The 25,214-nt window shown below is 70.5% G+C and carries 18 protein-coding genes, 4 pseudogenes and 1 riboswitch; of the genes and pseudogenes, 3 read left to right on the top strand and 19 right to left on the bottom strand.

Going from position 1 to position 25,214, the window contains the following annotated elements:
- Positions 1-26: 26 nt before the first annotated feature.
- The 4 genes from AB0D10_RS35280 to AB0D10_RS35265 all read right to left on the bottom strand — a co-directional run bounded on the left by AB0D10_RS35280 (position 27) and on the right by AB0D10_RS35265 (position 3,761).
- A complete protein-coding gene (locus tag AB0D10_RS35280; protein WP_360263547.1) occupies positions 27-1,457 on the bottom strand; it encodes an ATP-binding protein in 1,431 nt (476 codons plus the stop codon).
- Between the two features lie 35 nt (positions 1,458-1,492).
- Positions 1,493-2,095 carry a hypothetical protein gene (locus AB0D10_RS35275; protein WP_360263553.1) on the bottom strand — a complete coding sequence of 201 codons (603 nt, stop codon included), beginning with the start codon at positions 2,093-2,095 and terminating at the stop codon, positions 1,493-1,495.
- Between the two features lie 92 nt (positions 2,096-2,187).
- Positions 2,188-2,496: a DUF6112 family protein gene (locus AB0D10_RS35270; RefSeq protein WP_360263544.1), complete on the bottom strand. Its 309-nt coding sequence runs from the start codon at positions 2,494-2,496 to the stop codon at positions 2,188-2,190.
- A gap of 80 nt (positions 2,497-2,576) precedes the next feature.
- The gene (locus AB0D10_RS35265; protein ID WP_360263541.1) at positions 2,577-3,761 is read right to left on the bottom strand and encodes an NlpC/P60 family protein; all 1,185 of its coding nucleotides are present in this window, start codon (positions 3,759-3,761) and stop codon (positions 2,577-2,579) included.
- Positions 3,762-4,334: 573 nt separating this feature from the next.
- Between AB0D10_RS35265 and AB0D10_RS35260 the strand changes: the two genes are divergently transcribed.
- Positions 4,335-5,081, top strand: a complete 747-nt coding sequence (locus tag AB0D10_RS35260) for a site-specific DNA-methyltransferase (protein ID WP_360263539.1) — start codon at positions 4,335-4,337, stop codon at positions 5,079-5,081.
- A gap of 81 nt (positions 5,082-5,162) precedes the next feature.
- Here the strand turns inward: AB0D10_RS35260 and AB0D10_RS35255 are convergent, their stop codons facing one another.
- Together AB0D10_RS35255 and AB0D10_RS35250 are read right to left on the bottom strand one after the other, a co-directional pair.
- Positions 5,163-6,098: a DUF5655 domain-containing protein gene (locus AB0D10_RS35255; protein WP_360263536.1), complete on the bottom strand. Its 936-nt coding sequence runs from the start codon at positions 6,096-6,098 to the stop codon at positions 5,163-5,165.
- Between the two features lie 426 nt (positions 6,099-6,524).
- Positions 6,525-6,638 (bottom strand): annotated as a pseudogene (locus AB0D10_RS35250) (histidine phosphatase family protein); the annotation flags it as partial.
- 34 nt (positions 6,639-6,672) lie between these two features.
- Between AB0D10_RS35250 and AB0D10_RS35245 the strand changes: the two are divergent.
- Positions 6,673-7,526 (top strand): annotated as a pseudogene (locus AB0D10_RS35245) (3-hydroxybutyryl-CoA dehydrogenase).
- Between the two features lie 244 nt (positions 7,527-7,770).
- Here AB0D10_RS35245 and AB0D10_RS35240 read toward each other — a convergent pair.
- Positions 7,771-9,972, bottom strand: coding sequence for an RICIN domain-containing protein (locus AB0D10_RS35240; RefSeq protein WP_360263533.1), 2,202 nt, complete (start codon positions 9,970-9,972; stop codon positions 7,771-7,773).
- A gap of 764 nt (positions 9,973-10,736) precedes the next feature.
- A pseudogene (locus AB0D10_RS35235) lies at positions 10,737-11,204 on the bottom strand (adenosylcobinamide amidohydrolase); the annotation flags it as partial.
- On the opposite strand from AB0D10_RS35235, the gene cobF reads away from it, so the two are divergent.
- Positions 11,164-11,874, top strand: coding sequence for a precorrin-6A synthase (deacetylating) (gene cobF, locus AB0D10_RS35230; RefSeq protein WP_360263530.1), 711 nt, complete (start codon positions 11,164-11,166; stop codon positions 11,872-11,874). The pseudogene AB0D10_RS35235 and the gene cobF overlap by 41 nt on opposite strands.
- A gap of 47 nt (positions 11,875-11,921) precedes the next feature.
- Here cobF and AB0D10_RS35225 read toward each other — a convergent pair whose 3' ends face one another.
- The 11 genes and pseudogenes from AB0D10_RS35225 to AB0D10_RS35175 all read right to left on the bottom strand — a co-directional run bounded on the left by AB0D10_RS35225 (position 11,922) and on the right by AB0D10_RS35175 (position 25,079).
- Positions 11,922-12,695 carry an enoyl-CoA hydratase gene (locus AB0D10_RS35225; protein WP_360263527.1) on the bottom strand — a complete coding sequence of 258 codons (774 nt, stop codon included), beginning with the start codon at positions 12,693-12,695 and terminating at the stop codon, positions 11,922-11,924.
- The gene (mmsB, locus tag AB0D10_RS35220) at positions 12,692-13,576 is read right to left on the bottom strand and encodes a 3-hydroxyisobutyrate dehydrogenase (protein ID WP_360263524.1); all 885 of its coding nucleotides are present in this window, start codon (positions 13,574-13,576) and stop codon (positions 12,692-12,694) included. Before mmsB ends, AB0D10_RS35225 begins: the two co-directional genes overlap by 4 nt.
- Positions 13,573-14,649, bottom strand: coding sequence for an enoyl-CoA hydratase/isomerase family protein (locus AB0D10_RS35215; RefSeq protein WP_360263523.1), 1,077 nt, complete (start codon positions 14,647-14,649; stop codon positions 13,573-13,575). Before AB0D10_RS35215 ends, mmsB begins: the two co-directional genes overlap by 4 nt.
- Positions 14,649-15,794 carry an acyl-CoA dehydrogenase family protein gene (locus AB0D10_RS35210; RefSeq protein WP_360263521.1) on the bottom strand — a complete coding sequence of 382 codons (1,146 nt, stop codon included), beginning with the start codon at positions 15,792-15,794 and terminating at the stop codon, positions 14,649-14,651. Before AB0D10_RS35210 ends, AB0D10_RS35215 begins: the two co-directional genes overlap by 1 nt.
- 5 nt (positions 15,795-15,799) lie before the next feature.
- Positions 15,800-17,299, bottom strand: a complete 1,500-nt coding sequence (locus tag AB0D10_RS35205) for a CoA-acylating methylmalonate-semialdehyde dehydrogenase (protein WP_360263518.1) — start codon at positions 17,297-17,299, stop codon at positions 15,800-15,802.
- Between the two features lie 211 nt (positions 17,300-17,510).
- A riboswitch (cobalamin riboswitch) is annotated at positions 17,511-17,702 on the bottom strand.
- A gap of 465 nt (positions 17,703-18,167) precedes the next feature.
- Positions 18,168-20,048, bottom strand: coding sequence for a UvrD-helicase domain-containing protein (locus AB0D10_RS35200; RefSeq protein WP_360263515.1), 1,881 nt, complete (start codon positions 20,046-20,048; stop codon positions 18,168-18,170).
- Complete coding sequence (locus AB0D10_RS35195; RefSeq protein ID WP_360263513.1) at positions 20,045-21,904, bottom strand: AAA family ATPase; 1,860 nt, start codon at positions 21,902-21,904, stop codon at positions 20,045-20,047. Before AB0D10_RS35195 ends, AB0D10_RS35200 begins: the two co-directional genes overlap by 4 nt.
- Positions 21,905-22,214: 310 nt before the next feature.
- Positions 22,215-22,547 carry a hypothetical protein gene (locus AB0D10_RS35190; RefSeq protein WP_360263510.1) on the bottom strand — a complete coding sequence of 111 codons (333 nt, stop codon included), beginning with the start codon at positions 22,545-22,547 and terminating at the stop codon, positions 22,215-22,217.
- A 309-nt stretch (positions 22,548-22,856) separates the two neighbouring features.
- Positions 22,857-23,435 (bottom strand): hypothetical protein, encoded by a 579-nt coding sequence (locus AB0D10_RS35185; protein WP_360263507.1) that lies wholly within the window; start codon positions 23,433-23,435, stop codon positions 22,857-22,859.
- A 317-nt stretch (positions 23,436-23,752) separates the two neighbouring features.
- A pseudogene (locus AB0D10_RS35180) lies at positions 23,753-23,942 on the bottom strand (RNA polymerase subunit sigma-24); the annotation flags it as partial.
- 129 nt (positions 23,943-24,071) lie between these two features.
- A complete protein-coding gene (locus AB0D10_RS35175) occupies positions 24,072-25,079 on the bottom strand; it encodes a site-specific integrase (protein ID WP_360263505.1) in 1,008 nt (335 codons plus the stop codon).
- Positions 25,080-25,214: the final 135 nt, after the last annotated feature.

The raw sequence follows: 25,214 nt of genomic DNA, 5'->3' as shown, positions 1-25,214 counted from the left end.
GCCCACCCCGGGTTAAGGGGCTCCGGTCAGGAACCGGGCTGGGTGGGCCGGTTCGGGAAGACGAACCGGACCGGCTCCGGAGCGGATGCTCCGGTAGGGGATGGTGCCGGAGCGGCCGGTCCTCCAGGCGCCGGTGCGGAGGCCCCGGGCGTGGGCGGGCTCGCAGCCGGGAGCGCGGCAGTGCCGGACGGCGAGACCGTGCCCGCCGCGACAGCGTCCTGGAGGGGCGGTGCGGCCGGGGACTCCTGGGCGCCGCCGGACTGCGGCTGCCCGCCACCTTCCTCGGGCGAGGCCCGGGTGACCAGGGCCGGCAGGCCGGGCCGGGTTACCAGGGCACGTCCGCGGTCGCCGGGCGCGCTCGGGTCCTCGCCGAAGCGGAACTTCGTCGGCTGCTGCGCGGGGCCGGCGTCGATGCCTTCCTTGCTGATCCGGCCGGTCGGGTCGATGCCGGAGGCGGCACCGCCACCGCCCATGCCCGGGACCTGGGCCGGGCCCTGCGGTGCCGGGACGCCAGTGCCCATCTGCATGGCCAGGGAACCGGCGGTCTTCGCCGCCCCGGCCGCGACCGCCATCCCGGCCATGCCGGTGCGGTGCGTGTCGTCGTGGCCGCTGCCGTCCGTCGCCCAGTGGACGAACTTGTAGACGGCGTACGGACACAGCAGCACCATGACCATGATCACGACACCGGCCATGGCGTCGGACAGGGCGGCCATGCCGTCCTTGGCGTCCGTCTTGCCGAGGGCGGAGACGCCGACGAGGAAGACCACGGTCATCAGCAGCTTGGAGACGATCAGGGTGGCGGTGGCCTCGATCCAGCCGCGCCGCCACCGCTGGGCGACCTCCCAGCCGCCGCCGGCACCCGCGAAGGCGGCGAGCACCACCAGGATCAGCACGCCGACCTTGCGGGCGACCATCACGCACCAGTAGAGGAACGCGCCGATCGCGCTGCCGACCGCGACCAGGGCGGGGATCGCCCAGCCGAGGGCGAACATGGGGCCGAACTGGCTGATCTTGATCATGCGCCTGACCGCGTCGGCGACGCTGGTGTGCGCGGCTTGGAACAGCCCGGCCGACAAGGCGTCGACCACGGTGACCGCGACCGCCGTGAAGCTGATCGCCCCGAAGGCGAACAGGACGCCGGTCATCGTGCCCCAGCCGGCCTTGGCCAGCGCCCGTTCGTCCCGCCGCCAGGCGGCCAGGACCAGCTGCGCGCAGAAGGTGCCCACGGTCAGGATCAACCCGATCGGCAGGATCAACTGGTAGTTGTCCCGGAACCACGGCGCCGACAGGTCGATGGCCGTGGTCTCGTCGACCGCCTTCGCGCACAGGTCGACGGCGCTGGCCGCCAGCTCGCCCATGCTCTTGGCGATCCACGCGCCGATGCCATCGGTGATCGATTTGCCCGGGTCGCTGACGAAGTTGATGCCGTCGACCACGTTGCAGACCTGGGCGACCATGGGGAGATTGCAAATATCCACGAGGAACTCCCAGGTCAGGGCGCCACGGCCGGCAGCACACCGGCAAGGGCACACGGGCGGTCAGGACGGCACTGCACGGCGAGGGTGACCGAACGGTCCTCGGCACCACCGGCCGGGGCGCCGTTCCAGGCGATCGACTGCTTCCCGGAGACGGTCACGGCGTAGACGTACGCCTGCGTGATCGCCCCCGGATCGGTCTGCAGTGCCTTGGTGAAGCGGTCCGGGAAGTGCGCCTCGTCCGCGGTCGCGGTGGCGAACTGGCCGGCGTCGGCCATCCGCCCCCACAGCACCGGGGAGGGCACCAGGCGGTCGACGGAGTCGGCGTCGACGTACTGCCCCTCGGTGGTCAGCCACCGGTGGAGGGAGGCCACCAGTTCGGGCTGCGAGGAGGAGCGGGTGTCGTAGGACCACAGCGCCACCGCCGCCGCCTTCGCGAACGCGATCGGATCGTGCGTCGGGGGCGGACCAGCCAGCGCCTTCGGATGTCCGCCTGGCGTCGCCGAGGCCACCGGGCCGGGGGCTGCGGGCGAACTCGCAGCCGTGGAAACCGGGTTGGCGGCGACACGGCCGTCCCGGGTGAGGTAGGCGAGAAGGCTGGCGCAGGTGATGAGCAGCATCAGGACGATCGAGCCCAGCAGCGCCCGGCGGCGCACAACCGCGCCGCCGAAGTCCCCAGAACGGGTAGGGGGGTTGAGGGAACGTTTCTGCTTCACTTGATCTGGCCGCCGAGTCCGGAGAAGAAGCTGACGACCCCGTTTGCGGCGCCCAGCAGTAGGGCGGCGCCTGCGCTGACGAGGACGCCCTTCTTGCCGTTGGCCTCGGCCTGGTGGCCGCCGGAGTGGTGGCCCCAGGCCCACACCCCGGCGCTGACCGCGAGGGCTCCGACGACCGCGACGATCCCGAAGAGATTCAGGCTGCCCATCACCTGCTTGAGGACCGAAAGGCCGGGCAGACCGCCATCGGCGGGGGCGATGCCGGGATCGTAGGCGAGCTGTACGACTGCGTCCGCGAGATACAAGGGAAGCTCCAGAGCAATTCAGGGCGCGCGAAGGCAGCCCGAAGAAAGGGGGGAGGGAAAAGGGGAGGCGAGGGCGCGGGTCAGACGACGCGGCGGACCGCGAGGATCTCCGGCCGCCACGAGGCCAGGGTCGAGATCTTGACCACGTCACCGGTCTTCGGCGCGTGCACGATCAGCCCTGAGCCGATGAACATCCCGACGTGCTCCGGCACGGCGGCGGTGCCGCGCGTGAACAGCAGGTCGCCCGGCTTGAGCGAGTCCGCCGAAGCGGTGATCCCCTGCTTGACCTGGTCGTACGTGGTTCGCTCCAGCGAGACGCCAGCCGTGCGGTAGGCCATCTGTATCAGCGAGGAGCAGTCACACCTGCCCATCGGGTCCGCGCCGTGCGAGTTCGCGCAGGTGCCGCCCCATTGGTAGGCGGTGCCCAACTGGCCGAGCGCCCAGCGGATCGCCGTCTGTACCGGCTGCGGTGCGTCGGCCGGGATCGTGTAGCCGCCTGGCAGCGAGCCAGCCGGGATCGTGCCGAAGTCGCTGCCGTCACCGCCCGCCGTGGGCGTCCCGCAGCCGCCACCCGCTGTCGGGCTGGCGCTCGCGCCGGCCGTTGGCGTCGGTGCCGGCGTCGGGTTCAGCGTGGACGAGGTGCCGGAGGTGGGGGCGAACAGTGGCGCGAGGGCCTTCTGGAGCGCCTCCGCCAGGGGCTGCCACTTGGCGTAGGCGTCGGGGAATCCGGAGCGCTGCACCGCCTGGGCGGCCTGGGTTACGGTCATCGACTCCCAGCCGCTGACCTTCTGCAGCGCCTCGTAGAACTTCGTCGAGGTGTACACCGGCTGCATGATCTGCTCCGGCGTGCCCCAGCCCTGGCTCGGCCGCTGCTGGAAAAGGCCCAGCGAATCTCGGTCACCGCCATTGACGTTGCGAAGCTCGCTCTCCTGCAGGGCCGTTGCCAGGGCGACGACCTGCCCGCGCACCGGGATGTGCATCGCGACGCCGGTGGCCTGGATCGTCTTCGCGTTGGGGATCTGCTCGGACGGCTTGCTCAGCCCGGCCACGGCCGGCGCCGACAGCGGACTGGAGCCCTTGAGGATCGCCTCGACCTGCGCCCCCACCGCCGAGGAATCCACACCCTGGGGATTTCCCTCGCCGGGAGGGCAGGAACTGGACGCGGCGGCCGAGGCGTTGCCCGCGCCCGCAATCGCCATGGGCAGGGCCAGCACCAGCGGACCGCAGGCGACGACGCCGACGAGCGCGCCGACCGTCTTCTTCACGACGGCCCCCGGTCACCGGGCAGCAACCGATCGGGCAGGGGAGGACGATGAGGGCACGGGTGTGCCAGGGCATGCTGCATCGCAGCGGCTCCTCGGGGGTTCGTAGGAGAACGCGGTGCCGGCCTCTCGTGCGAAGAAGTCACCGGCACCGCGCCGGTGGTGAAACCGCCCTCGTTCAGGGCGGGCCCGAGTCACAGGAGTTGGTAGCTCCAGGACGCCGGTCTCGGGTCTCGCGCGGCAGCCAGCCGCGCTCGTAATCTCAGCCGGAACACGACGGCGCTCCTCGGGATCCAGGGGAAGGGGAGATGCTGCCCGCGTGGCTCCGCGAGCACAGGGCAGCACGGATCAACACGCCCCGGATCAGGGCTGTTTGGCCTGCTGCCCGGTCGGCATGGCGAGACAGTAGACGCGAAAGTCGGCCGCACCAAACGACCCCCGACCAGGCCCGGCACCCCCGCTGCCAGCCGTTAGGTCCGGCTGCCGATCGCCGCTACCTTCCTCGGCATCCCCGCTCCCAGGGGCTGTCGCCGGGCGCCGCCCGGAGCGGGCCCAACCACGTCCCGAAGGAAACCCATGAGCTACCAGCTGTACCGAGGCGACGCCCTCACTGTGCTGAAGAACCTCCCCGACGAGTCCGTCAACGCCGTCATCACCGACCCCCCGTACAACAGCGGCGGCCGGACCAGCTCCGAGCGCACCAGCCGCGACGCCCGCGCCAAGTACGTCACCAGCGGCAGCAACCACGACCTCAAGACCTTCCCCGGCGAGAACCGCGACCAGCGCTCCTACCGCTCCTGGCTCACCGAACTGCTCACCGAGGCGTACCGGGCAAGCACCGAGCACTCAGTCGCGATGGTCTTCTCCGACTGGCGTCAGGAGCCCACCACCAGCGACGCCCTCCAGATGGCGGGCTGGACGTGGCAGGGCACCATTCCCTGGATCAAGCCCGCCAGCCGTCCGCGCAAGGGCGGCTTCAAGCAGTCCGCGGAGTTCATCGTCTGGGGCGTCAAGGGCACCGTCGACAACAGCCGCAACCTCTACCTGCCTGGCCACTTCATCGCGAGTCAGCCCCGCAAGGACCGGGTCCACATCACCCAGAAGCCGCTGGAGATCATGCAGCAGCTCGTTCAGATCTGCCCCGAGAACGGCGTGGTCCTCGACCCGTTCACCGGCAGCGGCTCGACCGGCGTCGCCGCCCTACGCGAAGGCCGGCGATTCGTCGGAGCCGAGCTCAGCCCGCACTACGCCGATGTCGCCGAACAGCGGCTGCGCGCCGAGCTGACCCAGGACGACTTTGCCCTGGCCGGACCGAAGGCGTGAGAGCAGAACCAGCAGGCAGGCCGGACACAGACGCGAAAGGGCGGCCGGAGTCCGAAGCTCCAGCCGCCCTTCCTCGTTCCGTCAGGACTCCTCGATCGCCCGCCGGATCAACGGCACCGCCTTCTCCACGTCCGCGGACGACGCGATCCGCACCTCCAGATCACCCGTCCCCAGGTGACCGATGCCGCGCACGTCCCGGGTGAAGCCCTCCTCCAACTCCACCGTGTCCGGATCCAGCCGCAGGTACAGCAGAATCGCCCGGTGCGACACCGACGGGCGGAAGACCACCGACGCCGCGTTCAGCAGCCGCTTGTAGGCGATGTAGTGCTTCAGCACCACCACCTCCAGCTCACCCGCCGCGGACAGCGCCTCATCCAGCTCGCCGTACAGCTCCCGCAGGCACGCCGGCACCACCACCTGCGAAACCTCCGTCGGCACGGCGACCACCTCCGGCTCATCGGACGCGACACTCGACGCCGGCGAGGACCCGGGGGCCGGGAAGCCCGGAACGGTCTCGACCAGCTGCAGCGTCAGCAGGTCCGGCCCGTAGACCCGGTACCGCACCAGGTCAATGCGGTGATCCCGCTGGTGGAGCGACACCGCAGCCCGGTCGTGGCGCGAGAACTCGCCCGCGACGCAGATCGCCCGAGGCCGCCGCCAGTCAACGGCCTCCGCCACCTCAGCGCCCAGCCGTCGGCGCACCAGCGCCTCGAACTCGTGCCGGTGCGCCAGCAGCCAGACCAGGTACGAGCCCGCCTGAGTGATCACTCCGGCATCGCGCCCGCGCTTGAACTCGATGACCACCGGCACGCCGTCCTCATCCAGCCCCAGCGTGTCGATCCGCCCCTGGTGCCACGGCCCCGTCGCGTACTCCGACGCCAGGAAGCGGACCCCCAGCATCGCCTCCAGCGCCCCCTCGGCCCGCCGCTGCAACTCCCGTTCCCGCGCCACCGTCGAACCCCGCAGCTCGACATCCCGGCCATCAGCACCACGCCGGAACACCTTCAGATCGGCCACCCAAGCCCCCTTCGCACGACCGTACCGGGGCCAATCAAGAACAGGACGGATCTATTCCGATTCGTGTGCGGGCGGTAGGCCAGGGTTGGACGGCTGGTTGGCCGCGTCGTCCAGGCGGAACCGGCGACTTGTCGAGGGACCTTCTCCCGGGCCGGCAGAGGGAACCGCGGCCGTCCTCACCAACCGACACCGCCTCGATCCGAGTAGCCGGGACGCCTGGCAGGAGACGCCCCGCGCCGCGGGAGCCCAGGCCGCGCGCTGTTCCGACCTTTGCGGCCCGGTCCACCGAGATGGGCGACGGCGCGCTCCGAGCTAGCGCAGGATGGTTCCTGGCCGCGCACGCATGCGGTCGGTAGCGAGAGTGCTCGTTGCCCCGGCTCATCACGCTGGGGTAACGGCAGCAGACGCCGCGTTTTCCGCGCACGATCACGACGAGGTCAAGGCATTCCCGCAGAGCAGGTTCCAGCGACCTGAACGCCCGGACAGCTCGGTGGCCGTCAGCGGGCGGACGTCGAGGCGCCAGAACGTTGCGGGCGGCAGGTGGCAGCCGCATCGACCCCAAGGAGGCAATCGCATGAACGACATCCGCCGCGTGGCCGTCGTCGGCGCCGGGCAGATGGGCGCCGGCATCGCCGAGGTCTTCGCCCGCGCCGGGCTCGACACCGTCGTCTGTGAGAGCGGGCCGGCTGCGCTGAGAGCCGCCCGCAGCCGGATCGACCGGTCTCTGCACCGCGCCGTCGACCGCGGCCGGATGAGCGAGGAGCAGCGCACCGACGCCTGGGCGCACCTGCACTTCGCCGACGACCTCGAAGCCCTCGCCGACCGCCAGCTCGTCGTCGAGGACGAACAGGTCAAGGCCGAGGTGCTCACCACGCTCGACAAGGTGCTGTTCGTCGAGGACGCCGTCCTGGCCACCGACACCTCGGCCATCCCGGTCACCCGCCTCGGCATCACCACCGGCCGCGCCTCCCACGTCCTCGGCCTGCACTTCTTCAACCCCGCCCCGGTCATGCCGCTGGTGGAACTGGTCTCCTCACTGCAACCGCCCCTGCGGTCGTCGACCGGGTCGAGGCCTTCGCCGCCAACACGCTCGGCAAGCGCGTCATCCGCTCCCGCGATCGCGCCGGCTTCGTCGTCAGCGCCCTGTTGATCCCCTACCTGCTCTCCGCGATCCGGATGGTCGAGGCCGGGCACGCGAGTGCTGAGGACATCGACGCCGGCATGGTCCACGGCTGCGCCCACCCGATGGGCCCGCTCCAACTCGCCGACCTCATCGGCCTGGACACCGTCGAGGCGATCGCCCGGTCGATGTACGAGGAGTACAAGGAGCCGCTGTACGCACCGCCGCCGCTGCTGTCCCGGATGGTCGAGGCGGGGCTGCTCGGCCGCAAGAGCGGGCGGGGGTTCCACACTCACCGGACGGCCTGACCGAGTACGGTTCGCCCACGGCCCGGCCCCGTCGTCGTACGGGACCGGGCCGCCGTCGCGTCCGCGTAGGGGTGTCACCTGGCCGCTCGCTACGGACGTTCGTGACTGGCCCGGAAGGGAGTGGCTTCCGCTACCTCGTGTACTCGACGAACCACGATCCCGAGGACTTGACCAGCTTGACGTGATGATGAAGATCCATGAGCGGGCCGTCGGGATCATGCTGGTTGGGTCCCGGTTACGGGAGTCAGCAGTTGTTGGGCGGCACGTTCGAACTGTTGAGGACGACAGCGGGGCTGTTGATTCCGTCGGTACCGTCTACGGCAGGGACGGTGCTCTGCCCGGGTTCGGTCCAGGTGAAGTTGCTCTCGGTCTGGTTGAAGGTCCAGGTGCCGGTGACCTTCTTGACGGCGAAGCCCTTTCCCAGCCAGCCGTACTCACCTGGCGGAATCTTGATGTGGCCGTTGACCGTCGTGGTCGTGCTGCCGTTCCAGGCGTGGTCGTAGTGGGCCTCGATGGCCGTGCTGACCGGGCCCAGTTCGCCTCCTACGGTGAGGGAACCGCCGACGGTGTTCTCCCAGCCGGTGCTGTCGGCGACGCTGAGCTCCACCTCCTGCTCGGCCTTGGTGGCGTTGTAGGCCAAGGTGCCGTTCACGCAGTAGTGCTGGTCGACGAAGGCGGACTCGTCGCCGGTGACGGTGAAGCCGCAGTTGTTGTCCTGGGCGCACAAGGCCAGGGCGTACCGCGTCGCGAGCCAGCCCATGCCCAGTGCGGTGCCGGTGCCGGAGGTGCTCAGCCGCCACTGATCGGCAGCCCCCGAGGCGATGCTGCACTGATCGGTTTGGCTGGGGAGCTCGCCCCTGTCGATGCCCGTACCGCCCAGGCTGGGGAACTCCGTGACACATCTGCCGTTGCCCACGTTGCGGATCAGGTACGCCCCCGTCGTGATGACGGAGGGTTGGATGTACCAGCGCTGCTGCGTCGACCCGGTGTCACACGCGGCTTGGACAGTGCGATCCCAATCGACGATCGGAAGTTCTGAGTCCGGGGCGAAATCGAGGCACTGGTTAGTGGCCCTGTTCTTCAGTTGGAAGAACCCGCTCTTGTCCCGGATCATCGACCACCGCTGCCGGGAGGTGGTGACGCCGTTCGTCACGGAGGTGGCACCGACCCACGAGTCGGTGGTGTTCTCGGGCGCCAGGGCGTTGCCCGTTGCGGCGTTCACCAGGCTCAGACAGGCCGGCGTGCCGGTGCCCCCGCACGGAGTGGGGCCGTAGCCGAGGTTCTCCCAGTCGGTCCATGTGTCGCTGGGGGGCGGGTTGGACTCCCCCTGCGCACTGTGCGCCAGAACGCTGGTGTGCACGCTGAACGCCTCCAGACGGCCGTCCCGGTTGGCCACCACCGCCGAGTCATTGATCGTCGTGCCGCCAAGACTGCTTGGTGTGCTCCACGAGTCGACGCTGCTGGGCTGGGTCTGCATCGTGTGCCAGAGGCTGTTGTCGGAGTGGCGCGCGAAGACCTCCAGACGTCCGTCGGCGTTCGCGGCCACGTTGAGGTTGTTGAGGCTGACCACACCGCCGAAAGCAGTGCCCTGCCCCGTCAATGGCTTCCAGGAGCTGCCCCACTGCTGCTGGCCGGGCGTGTGCTGCGCGACGTCGTACACCTTGCCGCCGGTGCCCAGAGCGAAGACCTGCAGCCGTCCGTCCTGGTTGCGGGCCACGGCAGGGTAGCCCTGGACGCCGCCGCTCAGAGCCGGAAGAGGCTTCCAGGGGCTCCAGTTCTTCGTGTTCGCCTTGTTCTGGACGCGGGTCCAGAGCTGGTGGTCGTTGCCCCAGCCGAACACCTGCAGCTGCCCGCTGCTGTTCATCGCGGCCGCGGGCCGGCCAACCAGCTTCACGCCGGTGGGGGCGCCCATAGAGGTCCAGGGGTCCCAGTTCTCCCCGTACACGCTGCCGGGTGCCGTCTGAGTCAGCGATTTCAGGGTGCCGTCCGTGCCCGCTCCGAAGACCTGGAGGCGCCCGTCCTGGTTCGCCGCGACTGCGACCGCCATCGTCTTGGCAAGGCTGCCACCGTGCGGCACCCAGGTCGTGCTCCAGGTGCTGTCGCCGGTGGTTGTGGACGCCATCGTGGAGACGGTGCCGCCATGGGTGGTGAAGACCTCCAGACGTCCGTCCGCGTTCGTCGCCACCACCGGGTCGCTGTCCGCGGCACCGCCCAACGTGCTCCAGTCACTCCAGTCGGTGCCGGGTTCCCTCTGGCCGATGTGCCAGACGGTGCCGTCGGTCGCAAGCGCGAACGCTTCCAGCTCGCCGCTCTTGTTCAGCGCCACCAGACGGGTGGCCGGCGGCACCTCAGCGACCGCTCCCGCGGGCGGAGGCGTGTCAGCCCAGGCCGGCGCCTGCAGGCAGGTGACCACGGCCAGGAGAACGCCGAGCAAGGGGATGCGCACACCTACGGGCATGCGAGAACGTCTTGCCATGCAGCTTCCCTCCGGAAACAGGCAGCCACGTGCGGGAGCGCGTCCCTCCCGGACGAAGGCGATGGAATCCGCTTCTTCGACACGGTAGGAACCATCCACCCGGGGTCGTACCGGCCGAACGGGTGAGGGCCGCTCGCCCACCACGCACATGCGCGGCAGGCGCACGCCCCGCGTGCTACCGGCGGTCGAACGTCATGCCGTAGCGCCGTGCGGTTGCGGGCTGGCCACACCGTGGTGCGATCGCCGTTCTCGACAAGTCGACTTAACGGGCCGAAGAACGGTGACTGTGCGTCGACGTTCCAGCTGACCGCGCGTCGCCGAACCGCCGACGCCCCGGTCCGCCTGGTGACCCGCGACGACGCCGAACACCGCAGCGCTTCCCGGGTGAAGGCCCCGCCGCAGCCTCAAGGCCTTTGCATAGGGGACAGTAAGCAGCGACGCCCTGCTCGTGGCGAAGCAGCCTGGGCTCCAGCGCGAGGCTCGGCGGCTACGCGTAGCAGACTCCAATATCACCCCCGAAGGACTTCCAAGCTCGACCACCAAGCGCCGATCCCGGTTGTCCGGGACCCCCGTCCGGCCGCACAGACAGTATCCCGGCATTCGTCCGGCTCACATCGAATGGCAAAGTGACGAATTGTCCGATCCTGGACGGCTTGCCATCAACCGGGCGCCGCCCACCAGCTCGGTAGCGCGGCCGGAGCGTCGCAGGCCGTTCAGGATGCCGAGCCACGGACTCAGACGGTGACACTCCCGGTCGCCAGGACGTCCGCCCTCAAGCAGTCCGGTCGGGGCCCCTGGTGTGGCACGCCCGGCCCGTTCGACCGCCGCGCCCGATCGCGTTCCGCGCCGTCGAGGACGGCCCGGTGGACCGCTCGGGCCAGTCGCGCGCCCCAGACCGACCGCGGGCCGCCGAAGGGGTCGGCCATCTCACCGTCTGCCGGCGAGCGGACGGCGACGCACACGGCGTCGGACGGTGTTCCGGAGCACGAGTACCCGGCGTCCAGGAGGGCCTGCACCTTCGCCTCGGTGGCCGTCGCGAGCAGGTTCACCAGACCCGCGTCCGCCACCGGCGCGGGCACGACCGCCAGGATGTTGATCGTGCCCGGGACGTACGGGCCGGGAACCTGCGGACCGGGTGCGGCGGCCCAGGTGGGGACACCGATGCCGGTCGTCACCAGGGCGACGGCACCGCCGTCCTCGCCCCAGGTGCAGTCGTCGAAGAGCGAGGAACGGCAGGACCTGATCCGGCTGCGTCGCCGGATCCTCGCCGAGCACGGCCGGGCCGGGCACCGCGTGGTCGAGGCGCCGGACGCGGAACGGGACCGCGGCACCCCCGCGTACGCGGCCGCCGTCGACGACTGGCGGGTCCGCCGCGCCGACCTGGTCGAACGGCTCGTCGCCGAGCACCTCGGCGAGGACGAGACGGGGGCGTTCCTGGTCTGGGGCGACCCAAGCCTGTACGACAGCGTCATCGCCGTCGTGGACGACGTCCTGGCCCGCGGCACCGTCGGGTTCGAGTTCGAGGTGATCCCGGGCATCAGCAGCGTCTCCGCGCTCGCCGCCCGTCACCGCACCACACTGACCCGGGTCGGCCGCCCGGTGCAGATCACCACCGGCCGACGTCTGGCCGAGGGCTTTCCCGAGGGCGTGGACGACGTGGTGGTGATGCTGGACGGCCGGGCCGCCTTCACGGAGATCGACCCCGAGGGGCTGGAGATCCGGTACGGCGCCTACCTGGGCACCCCCGACGAGATCCTCGTCGCCGGCCCGCTCGCCGAGGCCGCCCCGAGGATCCGCGAGCTGCGCGAGCAGGCCCGCGAACGCAAGGGCTGGATCATGAACACCTACCTGCTGCGGCGGGCCGAGAGCTGACCGGCGGCGCGCCGCCCCGGAGGAGGGGCGGCGCACTGCCCGGCCCGTCAGCGGTTGGCGAACGTCGGCGGGCGCTTCTCGGTGAAGGCCGCCATGCCCTCCTTCAGGTCCGCGGTCGCGAACGTCGCGTGGAACAGCCGCCGTTCGAAGCGTACGCCCTCGGCGAGGGTGGTCTCGAACGCCCGGTTGACGCTCTCCTTCATCATGATCGAGGCCGGGGTGGACATCGCCGCGATGGTCCCGGCGGTGGCCAGGGCCTCGGCGAGCAGCTGGTCGGCGGGGACGATGCGGGAGACCAGTCCGGCCCGTTCGGCCTCCTCGGCGCCCATCATCCGGCCGGTCAGGCAGAGCTCCATGGCCTTGGCCTTGCCGACAGCCCGGGTGAGCCGCTGCGAGCCGCCGATGCCCGGGATCACGCCGAGCTTGATCTCGGGCTGCCCGAACTTCGCGGTGTCCGCGGCCAGCAGGATGTCGCACATCATGGCCAGCTCGCAGCCGCCGCCCAGCGCGTAACCGGCCACGGCCGCGACGACCGGCGTTCGCAGGGCGGCGAAGCGGTCCCAGGCGGCGAACCAGTCGCCGAGGTAGGCGTCCACGAACTCCAGGGACTGCATCTCCTTGATGTCGGCGCCGGCCGCGAAGGCCTTCTCCGAGCCGGTGACCACCAGACAGCCGATCTCCGGGTCCCGGTCGAACTCCGTTGCTGCCGAGACGACTTCGGTCATCAGCAGGGTGTTCAGCGCGTTCAGCGCCTTGGGGCGGTCGAGCGTGATCAGCCCCACCCGGCCCTTGCGCTCGACCAGGATCGTCTCGAACGTCATGCGGTGTCCTTCTTGAGGGTGGTGATGATGGCGGAGAAGTCCAGCCCGCCCGAGCCGTCTCGGGCGAAGGCGGCGAACAACTCGGCTGCCCGCCGGCCCAGTTCGGTCGGCAGGGCGGAGGCCGCGGCCGCGTCGGCGGCGAGACCGAGGTCCTTCGCCATCAGCGCGGCGGCGAACCCGGCCGCGTAGTCGCGGTTGGCCGGGCTGGCCGGGACCGGGCCGGGCACCGGACAGTTGCCGGTCAGCGCCCAGCACTGGCCGGAGGCGGTCGAGGCGGCGTCGTAGAGCGCCTGGTGGCTGAGCCCGAGGCTCTCCCCGAGGACGAAGGCCTCGCTGACCGCGGTCATGGAGACGCCGAGGATCATGTTGTTGCAGATCTTGGCGGCCTGTCCGGCCCCGGACGCCCCGCTGTGGACCACCCGGCGGCCCATGGCCGCGAGCACCGGCTCGGCCTCGCCGAAGTCGACGTCCTCGGCGCCGACCATGAAGGTCAGGCTTGCCGCTTCGGCCCCCGCCACACCGCCGGAGACCGGGGCGTCGACGGCCCGGTGCCCGGCGACCCGGGCGAGGTCGGCTGCCACCCGGGCGTCCCCGACGGCGATGGTGGAGCAGTCGATGAACAGCGCACCGGTGGCCGCCTCGGTCAACTCGCCGTAGGAGTCGAGGACATGGCGTCCGGTCGGCAACATGGTCAGCACCACGTCGGCCTCGCCGACCGCCTCGGCGGCGGAGACCGCGATCAGCACTCCCTGCGCCGCGGCCTGTTCCCGGGCCCCGGCTGCGAGGTCGTAGCCGATCACCCGGTGCCCGGCCTTGACGAGGTTGGCGGCCATCGGGCCGCCCATGTTGCCCAGCCCGATGAATCCGATGGTCAGGGTCACCAGTGCTCCAGGGATGTGGTGGTGGCGGCGAGGCCGAGTCCGCGCTCGCCCAGCGGGGCGAAGTAGCGGGCCACGGCGGCGGGTTCGACGGCGCCCAGGGTGGCCGGGCTCCACCGCGGCGAACGGTCCTTGTCGATCACCTGGGCCCGGATGCCCTCGGCGAGGTCGGCGGTGGCGAGCGCCGCGCAGGAGGTGCGGTACTCCTGGTCGAGGACGGTTTCCAGCGGGCCGAGGGCCCGCGCCCGGCGCAGCGCCGCCAGGGCGGCCTTCACGGCGGTGGGCGAGTTGGCGGCGATCCGGTCCGCGGCCTTCTTCGCCTCCGGTTCGCCGCTGTCCCGCAGCCGGTCGAGGATCTCCTCGACGGTACCGGCCGCGTAGCAGTGGTCGATCCATCCGCGTTGTCCGTCCAGCGCACCGCTCGGCACGGGTTCGACGTGCCGCTCCAGGGCGTCGTGCACGGGCAGCTCGGCTAGGTCGTCGAGCAGCGCCGGCACCCGTTCGGAGGGCAGGAAGTGGTCGGCGAGCCCGCAGAGCAGGGCGTCGGCGGCGCCGACGGAGCCCGCGGTCAGCGCGAGGTGGGTGCCCAGTTCGCCCGGGGCCAGGGCGAGCAGGTAGGTGCCGCCGACGTCCGGGACGAAGCCGATCCCGGCCTCGGGCATGGCGATCCGGGTGGTCTCCGTGACGATCCGCACGCTGCCGTGGGCGGACACGCCGACCCCGCCGCCCATGACGATGCCGTCCATCACGGCCACGTAGGGCTTGGGGTAGCGGGCGATCCGGGCGTTGAGGCGGTACTCGTCGCGCCAGAACCCCTCGACGGCGCCCGGGTCCCCGCCGGTGGCGGCTCGGTGGATGGCGACGATGTCGCCGCCGGCGCAGAAGGCCCGGTCGCCGGACCCCGTGATGACGACGGTCTCGACCCGGGCGTCGTCCTCCCACGCGTCCAGGGCCTCGGCGATGCGCAGCACCATGCCGTGGGTGAGGGCGTTCAGGGCCGCGGGGCGGTTGAGGACGATCAGGCCGGCCCGGCCCTCGCGCCGGAGGACGACCTCGTCGAGGTCGTGGCCGGCCATCACGCGGCTCCGGTCAGGCCGCGGGCGACGATGACGCGCATGATCTCGTTGGTCCCTTCCAAGATCTGGTGCACCCGCAGGTCGCGGACGATCTTCTCGATGCCGTACTCGGCCAGGTAGCCGTAGCCGCCGTGGAGCTGGAGGGCCTGGTTGGCGACCTCGAAGCCGGTGTCAGTGGCGTAGCGCTTGGCCATCGCGCACAGCTGCGGCGCCCGGGGATCGCCCCGGTCCAGCGCGCCGGCCGCCCGCCACAGCAGCGCCCGGGCCGCCTCCAGCTCCGTCGCCATGTCGGCGAGCCGGAACTGCAGGGCCTGGGCGTGCAGGAGCCGGGTGCCGAACGCCTCGCGGTCCGCCAGGTAGCGGGTGGCGCGCTCCAGCGCCTCCTGCGCGCCGCCGAGCGAGCAGGCCGCGATGCCGATCCGGCCGCCGTTCAGCCCGCTCATGGCGATCCGGAAGCCTTCGCCCTCGTCGCCGAGCAGGCGGTCGGCGGGCAGCCGGACCCCGTCCAGCACGACCTGCCGGGTGGGCTGGGCGTTCCAGCCCATCTTCTTCTCGTTCGGTCCGAAGGAGACGCCGGGGTCGTCCCGGTCCACGATGAAGGCGGACAGCCCGGAGGCCCCGGAGCCTCCGGTGCGGGCCATCACCAGGTAGATCTGTGCGGCCCCTGCTCCGGAGATGAACTGCTTGACGCCGTCCAGCACCCAGTGGTCGCCGTCACGCACCGCTCGGGTGGCGATGGCAGCCGCGTCGGAGCCGGCGCCGGGCTCGGTCAGGCAGTAGCTGCCCAGATGCTCGGCTGAGCAGAGCCCTGGCAGCCAGCCGGCCCGCTGGGCGGCGTCGCCGTAGCGGTCGACCATCCAGGCGACCATGTTGTGGATGGACAGGTAGGCGGCGATGGACGGGCAGCCGGTGGCGAGTGCCTCGAAGGCGACCACCCCGTCGCGTCGGGTCAGCGCAGAGCCGCCGTCATCCTCCCGGACATAGATACCGGCAAGGCCCAGATCGGCGGCCTTGCGCAGCACGTCGACCGGGAAGTGCTTGGTGTGGTCCCATTCGACCGCATGCGGTGCCAGGTGTTCGGCGGCGAAGGCTCCGACAGCCTCGACGATGGAGGCCTGCTCCTCCGTCAGTTCACTTGCGTTCACGGTGCTCAGCCCATCGTCGGCATGGTGAAGCTCGCGCCCTCCTTGACCCCGGAGGGCCAGCGCGAGGTGACGGTCCGGGTGCGGGTGTAGAAGCGGATCGAGTCCGGGCCGTGCTGGTTGAGGTCGCCGAAGCCGGAGCGCTTCCACCCGCCGAAGGTGTGGTAGGCGATCGGCACCGGGATGGGCACGTTGATCCCGACCATGCCGGTGTTCACCCGGCGGGCGAAGTCCCGGGCGGTGTCGCCGTCCCGGGTGTAGACGGCCACGCCGTTGCCGAACTCGTGCTCGCTGGGCAGGCGCAGCGCCTCCTCGTAGTCGGCGGCGCGCACGACGGTCAGCACCGGGCCGAAGATCTCCTCCCGGTAGATCCGCATGTCCGGCGTGACCCGGTCGAACAGCGAGGCGCCGAGGAAGTAGCCGTCATCGTGCCCCTCCAGGCGGAAGTCCCGCCCGTCGACGACGAGTTCGGCGCCCTCCTCGACCCCGAGGTCCAGGTAGCCGCGGACCCGTTCCAGGGCGTCACGGCCCACCAGCGGCCCGAAGTCCGCGGCCGGGTCATCCGAGCGGCCGACCCTCAGCGCGGCGATCCGCTCGACCAGCTTCGCCACCAGGGCGTCCGCGGTCTCCTCGCCGACCGGGACGGCCACCGAGATCGCCATGCACCGCTCGCCGGCCGAGCCGTAGCCGGCGCCGACCAGGGCGTCGGCGGCCTGGTCGAGGTCGGCGTCCGGCATCACGACCATGTGGTTCTTGGCGCCGCCGAAGCACTGCGCCCGTTTGCCGTGCGCGGCGGCCGTCGCGTACACGTACTGGGCGATCGGGGTCGAGCCGACGAAGCCGACGGCCTGCACCCGCGGGTCCTCCAGCAGGGTGTCCACGGCCTCCTTGCCGCCGTTGACCACGTTGAGCACGCCCGGCGGCAGCCCGGCCTCCAGGAACAGCTCGGCCAGCCGCAGCGGCACCGACGGGTCGCGCTCGGAGGGCTTGAGGACGAAGGCGTTGCCGCAGGCCAGCGCGGGCGCCGCCTTCCACAGCGGGATCATCGCGGGAAAGTTGAACGGCGTGATGCCCGCGACCACGCCGAGCGGCTGGCGCATCGAGTAGACGTCGATGCCGGTGCCGGCGTTGTCGCTGAACTCGCCCTTCAGCAGGTGCGGGATACCGGCGGCGAACTCCACGACCTCCAGGCCGCGTTGGAGGTCGCCGTGGGCGTCGGCGACGGTCTTGCCGTGCTCGGCGGACAGCAGCCGGGCCAGCTCCTCCTTCTCCTGCTCGACGAGCTGCAGGAAGCGCAGCAGGACGCGGGCCCGGCGCTGCGGGTTCCAGGCCGCCCACGCGGGCTGGGCCTGCGCGGCGTCGGCGATCACCGCCTCGACCTCGGCGCGGTCGGCGAGCGGCACCCGGGCCTGCACCCGGCCGGTGTTGGGGTCGTACACGTCGCCGAAGCGCCCGGACGTCCCGGGCGTGCGCTTCCCCGCGACGAAGTGCGTCAGTTCACGGACCATCGGTTCCTTCTCTCAACAGGGTCGGGGAGAGGAGGAATGGAGGACGCCGCCGACGGACGGGCGCACGGTGGTGCGGCCCCGCGACGTCACGGTGGCGGTGGCAGGACGAACCGTCAGAGCAGGTGGGCCCCGGGGGTCGTCGGCACAGGACAACCAGGAGCAGTGGAACGGGAGCAGCCCGGAGTCATGCGTGTCGTCTCCATCCTCGTGGAAAACACGGATCACCCGCGGCCGGTATCCTGACTCCCGGATCACCGCACGCCCTCAGGCCTTCCCGGCTGGCTGCCAGTGGCCGTGTCCTGCGAGGACGAACTCCCCGGTCACAGTGGCGGGACCGTGCCGGACTCACACCGGCTTCCCTGACACCGCGGACCTGCCGTCGACCATATAGTTGGACGTCCTAGTAAGTCCAGAGCTCTCCATGCGCGCGTTGCGCCAACGGGGTCAGCTGAGGACCCGCCCGGTGCGACACCGACGGGCGGAGGACCACCGAGGCGACGTTGAGCAGCCGCTTGTAGGCGATGTAGTGCACGACCACCTCCAGCTCGCCTGCCGCGGTCAGAGCCTCGTCCAGCTCGCCGTACAGCGCCCGTAGTCACCCCGGCACCTCGACCGGCCCGGTTGGCGCCGTTGTCGTCACCCCCGACGTCCACCTCGTCGACCGAACCGGCCGCCAGCAGCGAGGAGGAAGCGGTGACGCTTGGGACCGCCTCGACCAACTGCAGTGCGAACAGGTCAGGGTCGAACAACCGGTATTCCCCAGATCCGCACGGTGATCCCGCTGGTGAAGAGAGACTGCGGCCCGGTCGTGGCGAGGAACTCAGCCGCCACACAATGTGGACAGTCTCACGCCGACCCGCGCGCCCGCTCAGAGGCTGACTACGGACCAGCCATCGCGCGCCAGGGCTTCGAGGTGCGGATTCGCGCGGCTCTCGTGGACGGCGAGCGCGAGGAGGTGCTTGGCACGCGTGGCCGCTACGAAGGTGGTCATCGCGGCGTGCCGGCCCGTGGCATTGAGTTCGCCGACGGGAGCCTCTCCGGTGATCACGGGGAGCAGGCTGCCGAGGTCGTGGCTCCTCCCATGCTTGGTGGCGCATTCGAGGACCAGGGTCGCGCAGTGCGTCTCCCCCTTCGCGCTCGCGACGGTAGCTGTGAGCATCGGGGGCAGGGATTCGTCCGAGGCCGGTGGCAGCTGCGTGTGGGACAGCCAGAGGGTATAGGTGGCCATGTCCACCGGGACACGTGAGCCGACGGCCTCCTCCACCAGCCTCCCGAGGCGGCTCACGAAGTCCCCCCAGGCTGCAGGGGTGTCGCAGCCGTCGTACAGCGTCCTGACCAGGAGCACTCGCAGATGGTGGCCCGGTGTGCCGGGTCTGCGGTCGAGCTGGGGGAACGGGGGAAGATTCTCTGGGAGAGTCGGGGGCGTGGTCGGTGGCTGCAGCTCCCAGAGGAGAGCGCGGACGGCTCCCCACAGAACGGTGACCGCTGGGCTGACCTGGCCTGTACGCAGCAGGACCGCCCTGGCATTCCGGTAGGCCTGCAGCAGCCGACTCACCGCCACCGTCGTCCCGGTGTCCGTCTGGGGCAGGTAGCAGCCGACCGCGCGGGGGAAGAGTCGTGAGGTTCCTGGGCTCTCGCGAGCGCCGAGGATCTTCGGCGGGTACGCGACGACGGCTTCGGGCGGCACTGTTCGCCGGACGAGGTCGTCGAAAGCGGGCAGAACCCGGACGATGCTGTCCTCGGTGAAGGTGATGATGGCGAGAGCGCTCTCGGGTCCGTGGCCTTGGATCTCCTGTGGGCGGTGAACCGCGAGCCTGCTCGCCACCCGGGCGGGCCCCGCGCCGAAGCGCAGGCTCACCGGCAGGTCCATCGCCGCCTCGTCCAGGAGGCTCCCGGCCGCAGGTCCGACACCATCTGCACTGAGGATGCGCTGGTTGACGTCTCCTACGCACTGCACAACGGCACCGTCCGTGAACACTGCTTCCAACAGGCGGCGCTGTTCCTCACCGGTGTCCTGCATCTCGTCGATCAGGACGAACGGGAACCGGGACCGCAGGCCGGAGGCCAGGCGGGGGTGCTGGTGCAGATGCCTGGTGGCGATCGCGTACATGTCCGAGTAGCGGAAGACACCACGAAGGAAGAGGTGCTCCTTCAGTTTCATCAACTGCCTGTAGCTGGCGGTGCCGCGATTGAGGCCATCAACCCGGATCTGCAGTTCCGGTTCAGCGGGGTCGAAGACGTACGTGGCTTCGGTGACCATCTTCAGCCCGTCACTCCGCCGCTTCAGGTAGGACCTCAGCGTCGTGAACGGGCCCAGGTCCAGAAGCCTGCGGGCCTGGGCGGCGAAGGCCTGGTCGTCGACGGCTCGGGTGACGACCTTCAGCGAACGCAGAGCCGGCAGTGCGAGGAAGGTATGGACGAAGCTTTGAAACGTCCCGACGAAGTGCGGGTAGTGCTCCAACCGCCGTGCCCGTCCGGTCAGTCGGCTCGCGATCTCCTGGGTGGCGGTATTGGTGTGAGACATGACGCAAATGCCCTGGCGGTCGGACGACCAGCCGTCCGCCACCAGGGCGAGCTTCAGGGCGACGAGGGTGGTCTTGCCCGAGCCTGGGGCTGCCTGCAGATGCAGCGGGCCGCGGGCCTCCAAGAACGCGAACTGCTCGGGAGACGTCAGAGCGAGGCCCATGCTCCGGGCCTTGGCTTCGATGACTTCACGGTCCAGAGCGGTGGGGGACAGAGGCAGGGTCACGACCGGGTACTCCCGCTCAGGTAGTCGAGCGCCTCCACCAGGTAGCTCGGCAGGTCCGTGGGCGCGACACTGGATGCCTCCAGCAGGCGCGCAGCATGCTGGGCCGCGATCGGTTTGCTGGTGCCTCCCACGCGCAGCGGGCGGTAGATCCTCAGCGCGCACTCCTCCAGCGAGAGACGGTCGTCCTCCCGCCACTTCTTGACCTCCATGGCCGCGGTCTCCTCGATTCCCACGAGGTCCTCCGGTGTCGGCCACTTGGTGCTCTTCGCCGCGCTGATCGCCTGGTGCATCAGGGTTGCCATCGGCCACGAGGCGCGCGCCAAGTCGTATTCGAGGGTCCACCAGTTCGACACGAAGGTCCGGACGGCCCCGCCGTCGCGTTCCCGCTTCTTGAGGACCAGTTCGTCCCGCTCCGCCGGGGTCAGGCTGCTCCACCGCGTGAGCCCTTTGGCCATCTTCTTGTCGGCCCCGTCGGGAGCCAGGTCCATGTCCGTGATGCATGCCACGCGTACCGGTGGCAGGGCGGAGTCCGCGCGTTGGAAGATCCGGGAGTATCGGAACAGACCGGTGCTGCCGACGTTCACGATACTGACGCCGTTCTCGGCGAACGAGTGGCCGGCGACGCGGGCGAGAGCGGGCAGGAGCAGGACCTCCGCGTCGCCCTCGACCATGGCGACCGCCCGGGCGAAAAAGAGATTCGCCTTGGTGGCGTCCAGGAACCGGCTGAGGAACGCGTAGTCCGAGGCGTCGAGTCGGGTGCATTCCGGACGGAGAGGGAACGTCCGGCCCCGCGCCACGAGGGTCAGGTGCTCCACCGGCACACTGGAGGCGATGTGCGGGCTGTGCGTCGTGGCGATGATCTGGACGGGGGACTCGCCCCGGCTGCGGTCCCGGAGCAGGTCGACGACGCGGGTCTGCAACTGCGGGTGCATGTGGGCCTCGGGCTCCTCAATGAGGAGGATGGGGGAGGTGCTTTCCCGTCCTAGCAGGAGAAGTTCGGCAGCCATGAACAGGGCGTTGTTGTAGCCGAGGCCGTGACGGGTCGACTCGGTAAGGCCGGGGTCGGGCGCGAACGCCAACTCCAGGCGCTCCAGGACACTCTGGAGCGATGCGGTCGTGGCGATGCTGATCGCGCCGGAGAGAGTGTCCTGGCCGATGGCGAATCTGCTCAGGTATCCGCTGTTGAGCTCGGCCCGGGCCTTCTGCACCAGAGCGTTGGCGTTGATGTGGTGGTCGGCGCGCTGCAGGATGCCCACCAAGGTGCCGGCGCTGTCCTCGGCGGGCCTGAAGTCGGGCTCCCGCTGCTCGTGCATGCCGGGGTACTGGGTGAGGATCTGCGACAGCCGGGAGTTACGGCCCGCCCGCATCTCCCCTTCGGCGTCGCGCAGCGGCCGCAGGTACGTCGCGCGAAGACGCTCGCGGGCTGCGCCGTCGAGCACGGTGTCGCCAGCACGCACCCTGACGGACATGCGGTGGGGCACATCCGGGTCGAACGGTTCTGCCCGCAGAGTCACGGTCAGCCGGGGCGCCTCGCCTGGAAGCGAGGTCAGGAACTCGCCGAAGGAGCCGAGCTCCTGATTGTCGAGGCCTTCGAAGGTACAGCTGATCTGCAGGTAGTCGGCTCTTCCGGTGGCACCGTAGTGGAGGTCGTCCGTTGTGATGCGGGTGAAGTCGGCGCTCGACGTCAGGCAAAGCCGGATCGCGTCGACCACGGCGCTCTTGCCGCTGTCGTTCTCTCCGACCAAAACGGTGAGGCCGGGTTGAAGAGCGAGGTCCAGGGCCGACCCGGGATCCGAGTCGGTGGCAGGCCCGCCGAAAATACGGAAGTTCTCGGCCTGCACGCGTGCCAGATACATGAACCCCTCAAGTGCCTTTTGGCCGCCGCAGGCAGCCGCCACTCCCCGTACCGGCACGCTAGGGCGGTCGCACTCGGCGACGCAACGAAGTAATCATCTTGAGACGTGGGCGACCAGCCGCTGGTCGGAGTGGTGCGCACGTGCCCGCCTCGGGTGACCGCCCTGGCGGTGCTGAATGCCAGCAAGCGCTGCGCCGGTCCGAGTAAGCTGGACCCCGTCGCCTCCGTCGGGCTTCGCGGTGGCGGAGCTGCTCCCATGAGCCGCCTCACACGCCCGCGGCCCGATACCGGTAAAGGTTCCGGGTGCACGCTCAGAAGAGCGCGTCCTGGCGCGGGGCGGTGAGAGCGGCAATCGTGGGGTTGAACACGCCAAGGAGCATGAACGTCCTCGGGCGGGCGGCGATGTTGCCGACGAAGAAGTGCGTGGCCCGATCGGGCGTGACCATTCTGCTCCACCAGTGCTCGCGTAGGACGTCGGTGAGCCGGTGGGCGGGGTAGTTGCGGCGGAACTTGCGCCATGACTGGCCGGCTTCCCAGTCGTGCAGGCCCATGTCGTGGCCCCGGCAGGCGTCGTTGTCGCAGTGGAAGCGGTAGCGGAACTCGTACGGCACCCATTCCAGCGGCCGGTGGTCGGGGTGCAGCACGTCGGTCTGGTTGACGATGCCGTGCTGCTCCGGGGTCCAGGGGCTTGCGTCGGCAAGGCGGAAGGAGTCGATGCGGGCTGGGCGGAAGAGACCGAGGGAGGTGCCGTCGGCTGCCTGGAGGCGTTTGATCGCGCACAGGGACGGTTGGATCAGCGGTCTGGCGATGTCGAGGCGCTCGGCCCAGCCGTTCCGGCTGCTGACCGTGCCGACGACGCGGATGGTGTTCAGATTGGGTCGCAGGCTCTCGGGCCTCCGGTCGGCGTGGTGGCGTCGGACGTCGACCTCGACGACGGAAATCCTAACGAGCAGTCAGCTTGCGTCCGTCGCCGCATCCCCGAACGGGTGAAGGTCGTGAGCGATGTCGAGGGCTGCGAAGTCACGGTGTACGTAGATGGTGCTGCGACCGCGCTGCCGAGCGATCACGGTGCCGTCGCCGAGCCACTCCTCGAGCCACTGACTGCTTCCGCGCCACGCGCTCTTGTCCGCCTCCCCGATCAGTGGCAGGAGTTTGGTCTTGAGCATGCCGTTCGTGCCCGTCTCGCGGAGCACGTCGAGCAGTTGCGCCTGTGCGCGCCGTTTGTAGAGCTCGCTGGCGTTCGGCGACTCCCGAACGCGCACCGACGTCTCACCCAGATCCATTCCGCGCGCTGCGGCCCAGTTCAGGACGTAGCCGTCGACGATGGCATCGTCCGTGACACCCAGCAGGTGGCCCAGACAGCGCAGGATCGCATCCTCGCGCATGGCGCTGAGCGTGTGTTCCACGTCTTGGAAGGCTCCACCGTAGTGGCTGCCATCGTGTGCCTGCCGCTGCGAGTCTTCCCGGATCTGCAGGACGTCCCTGATGATGGCTTCAGCGGCGTCGGCGGGTGAGGCGAACGTCTGTGTCATGGGGCTGACCGTACCGGAGACGACGCCGGCCGGCTGAGGCCCACCGGGCCGGAGAACCCGGCATCAGCCGCCCCAGCCCCGTCGACGCGTGCCAGCCGATGTGACAGCATCTGAACACGGCGCCGCCACCGACGGTGACGGGCTGGCCGGCGCGGCGTCCACTCCCGCCGGTAGCTCCTCCAGCGCCATGTGCCACGTCACCGCAATTCCCTGCGTCTCCCGTCTACGACGACGACGACCGTGCCGCGGGCCGATCGCGGCTCCGAGCATCTGGTGTCGGGAACGAAGAAGCTGCCGGCTGCACATCCTCCACCACGCGCCACCGCGGAGGACGGCGTCAACGACGGTTGGGCACAATGGAAGTAGAGCCGGAGCGTGTCGTCCACCTCGGTCGCGGGCCCCGGCTTCGGCTCCTGGTCGGCCAGGTCCTCACGCCGGCGTCGAGCGGTGTCCGACCGCGCCGCGTCGAGGAACTTGCCTGTTCGACAGCCTCACGACCTCGCCCTCGTCTATCGCACTCTCGACCGCCAATACCGGAGCCTGGGAAGGCCATCTCCGCAGGCTCATTGCCGTCTCACATCACCGGGCAAGGATGCCTAGCACGGTTCGTCGCCACCGATTACGGGACAGGCCAGTTCATTGGGCCGCCCCGACTATCCGGTGCCGGTGTTTCGGGGTCGCCCGCCGGAGAAGGAGGGGAGTCGCACCGGTGAGGTCGGCCGGTTCGAGCTCGATGGCGCGGCGGAGCTGTTCCATGCGTCGGGGCAGGGGGTGCCAGCCGGGTTCTGAGGCCATCTCGGTGTTGAGGTTGTGGATGGCGCGGGCGTAAGCGCGGGCCAGGCCGCGGAAGTGCAGCGGCAGGCCGGGGCGGGGGTGGCCGCTGGGGGCGATGCTCACCCACAGGGCGTCGGTGGTCTCGTTGCCCGGGCTGATGGGTCGGTTGGGGTCGCGCGCGACGAGGTGGCTGCGGATGGTGAGCCAGTGGCGCATCGCGGCCCGGGTGGGGCCGGACAGGGCGACGGTCTCGGTGGCGGGTGTGGTGCGCGGGTCGCGGTGCTGGGGGAGTCGGGTGAGGTGGATCGTGCCGCGGTGCAGGTCGACGTCGTCCGTGCGCAGGGCGCAGAGTTCGCCGGCCCGGCAGCCGGTGTCCAGCACGGTGCCGATGATCGCGAGGATCCGGCTGCGGGAGTCGGACCGGCCGGGGCGGGCTGAGTGTTCCAGGTGACCGAGCAGGACGTTGCGCGGACGGGCGGCGCCCACGGGCCGGAGCTCGACCTTCGGCGGGTCGCGGTCCGGGAGCGTGACGGCGACGCCGGCCCGGGCACCGAGGATGCGGAGGCAGTCGTGCCGGACACGCATGGACGCGGGTGAGGCTTGGCCCGGTCGTGCGGCGGGCTTGCGCCGCAGCAGGCCCCGCTCGGCGGCGGCGAGGTATGCCGCGAGGGTGTCCGGCGCGAAGAGCAGGGCGAGCGAGCCGGCGGCCGTGGGCACGATCGCGCCGCGCTCCAGGGCGGTGCGCAGTTCGCCGGCGACCCAGCGCAGTTGCTTCGCCCGGGACATGCCGGTCGGCGGTTCGCAGGCATGCTCGACGAGGGCGTCCAGCGCCTCGATCGAAGGTGCAGCTGTCGTCGCGGCGTCCGCCATGAGGTCACCCTAGCGCCGGGTCGGGGCGCCTCGGTCGGGTCTTGCCGGCGGAGGAGGTGGGGACGTTCCGTAAGGTCAGGGTCTAATAACTGGCTTGAAGCAAGATCGTCGGTGGGCGTGCGGCTGCATGGTGGC

Origin of the sequence: Kitasatospora sp. NPDC048545, from assembly GCF_040651155.1 — a bacterium.
In the GTDB taxonomy this organism is placed as follows: domain Bacteria; phylum Actinomycetota; class Actinomycetes; order Streptomycetales; family Streptomycetaceae; genus Kitasatospora.
Note: the sequence above shows the minus strand (reverse complement) of the source record. Positions and strands in the feature narration are given on the sequence as shown.

What these genes read in the sequence shown, in the direction of transcription:
- AB0D10_RS35280 (WP_360263547.1), bottom strand. Translation starts at nt 1,457, where the DNA reads ATGGTCGCCCAGGTCTGCAACGTGGTCGACGGCATCAACTTCGTCAGC.
- AB0D10_RS35275 (WP_360263553.1), bottom strand. Translation starts at nt 2,095, where the DNA reads ATGCTGCTCATCACCTGCGCCAGCCTTCTCGCCTACCTCACCCGGGAC.
- AB0D10_RS35260 (WP_360263539.1), top strand. Translation starts at nt 4,335, where the DNA reads ATGAGCTACCAGCTGTACCGAGGCGACGCCCTCACTGTGCTGAAGAAC.
- cobF (WP_360263530.1), top strand. Translation starts at nt 11,164, where the DNA reads ATGCCGGTCGTCACCAGGGCGACGGCACCGCCGTCCTCGCCCCAGGTG.
- AB0D10_RS35225 (WP_360263527.1), bottom strand. Translation starts at nt 12,695, where the DNA reads ATGACGTTCGAGACGATCCTGGTCGAGCGCAAGGGCCGGGTGGGGCTG.
- AB0D10_RS35215 (WP_360263523.1), bottom strand. Translation starts at nt 14,649, where the DNA reads ATGGCCGGCCACGACCTCGACGAGGTCGTCCTCCGGCGCGAGGGCCGG.
- AB0D10_RS35205 (WP_360263518.1), bottom strand. Translation starts at nt 17,299, where the DNA reads ATGGTCCGTGAACTGACGCACTTCGTCGCGGGGAAGCGCACGCCCGGG.
- AB0D10_RS35195 (WP_360263513.1), bottom strand. Translation starts at nt 21,904, where the DNA reads ATGTATCTGGCACGCGTGCAGGCCGAGAACTTCCGTATTTTCGGCGGG.
- AB0D10_RS35185 (WP_360263507.1), bottom strand. Translation starts at nt 23,435, where the DNA reads ATGACACAGACGTTCGCCTCACCCGCCGACGCCGCTGAAGCCATCATC.
- AB0D10_RS35175 (WP_360263505.1), bottom strand. Translation starts at nt 25,079, where the DNA reads ATGGCGGACGCCGCGACGACAGCTGCACCTTCGATCGAGGCGCTGGAC.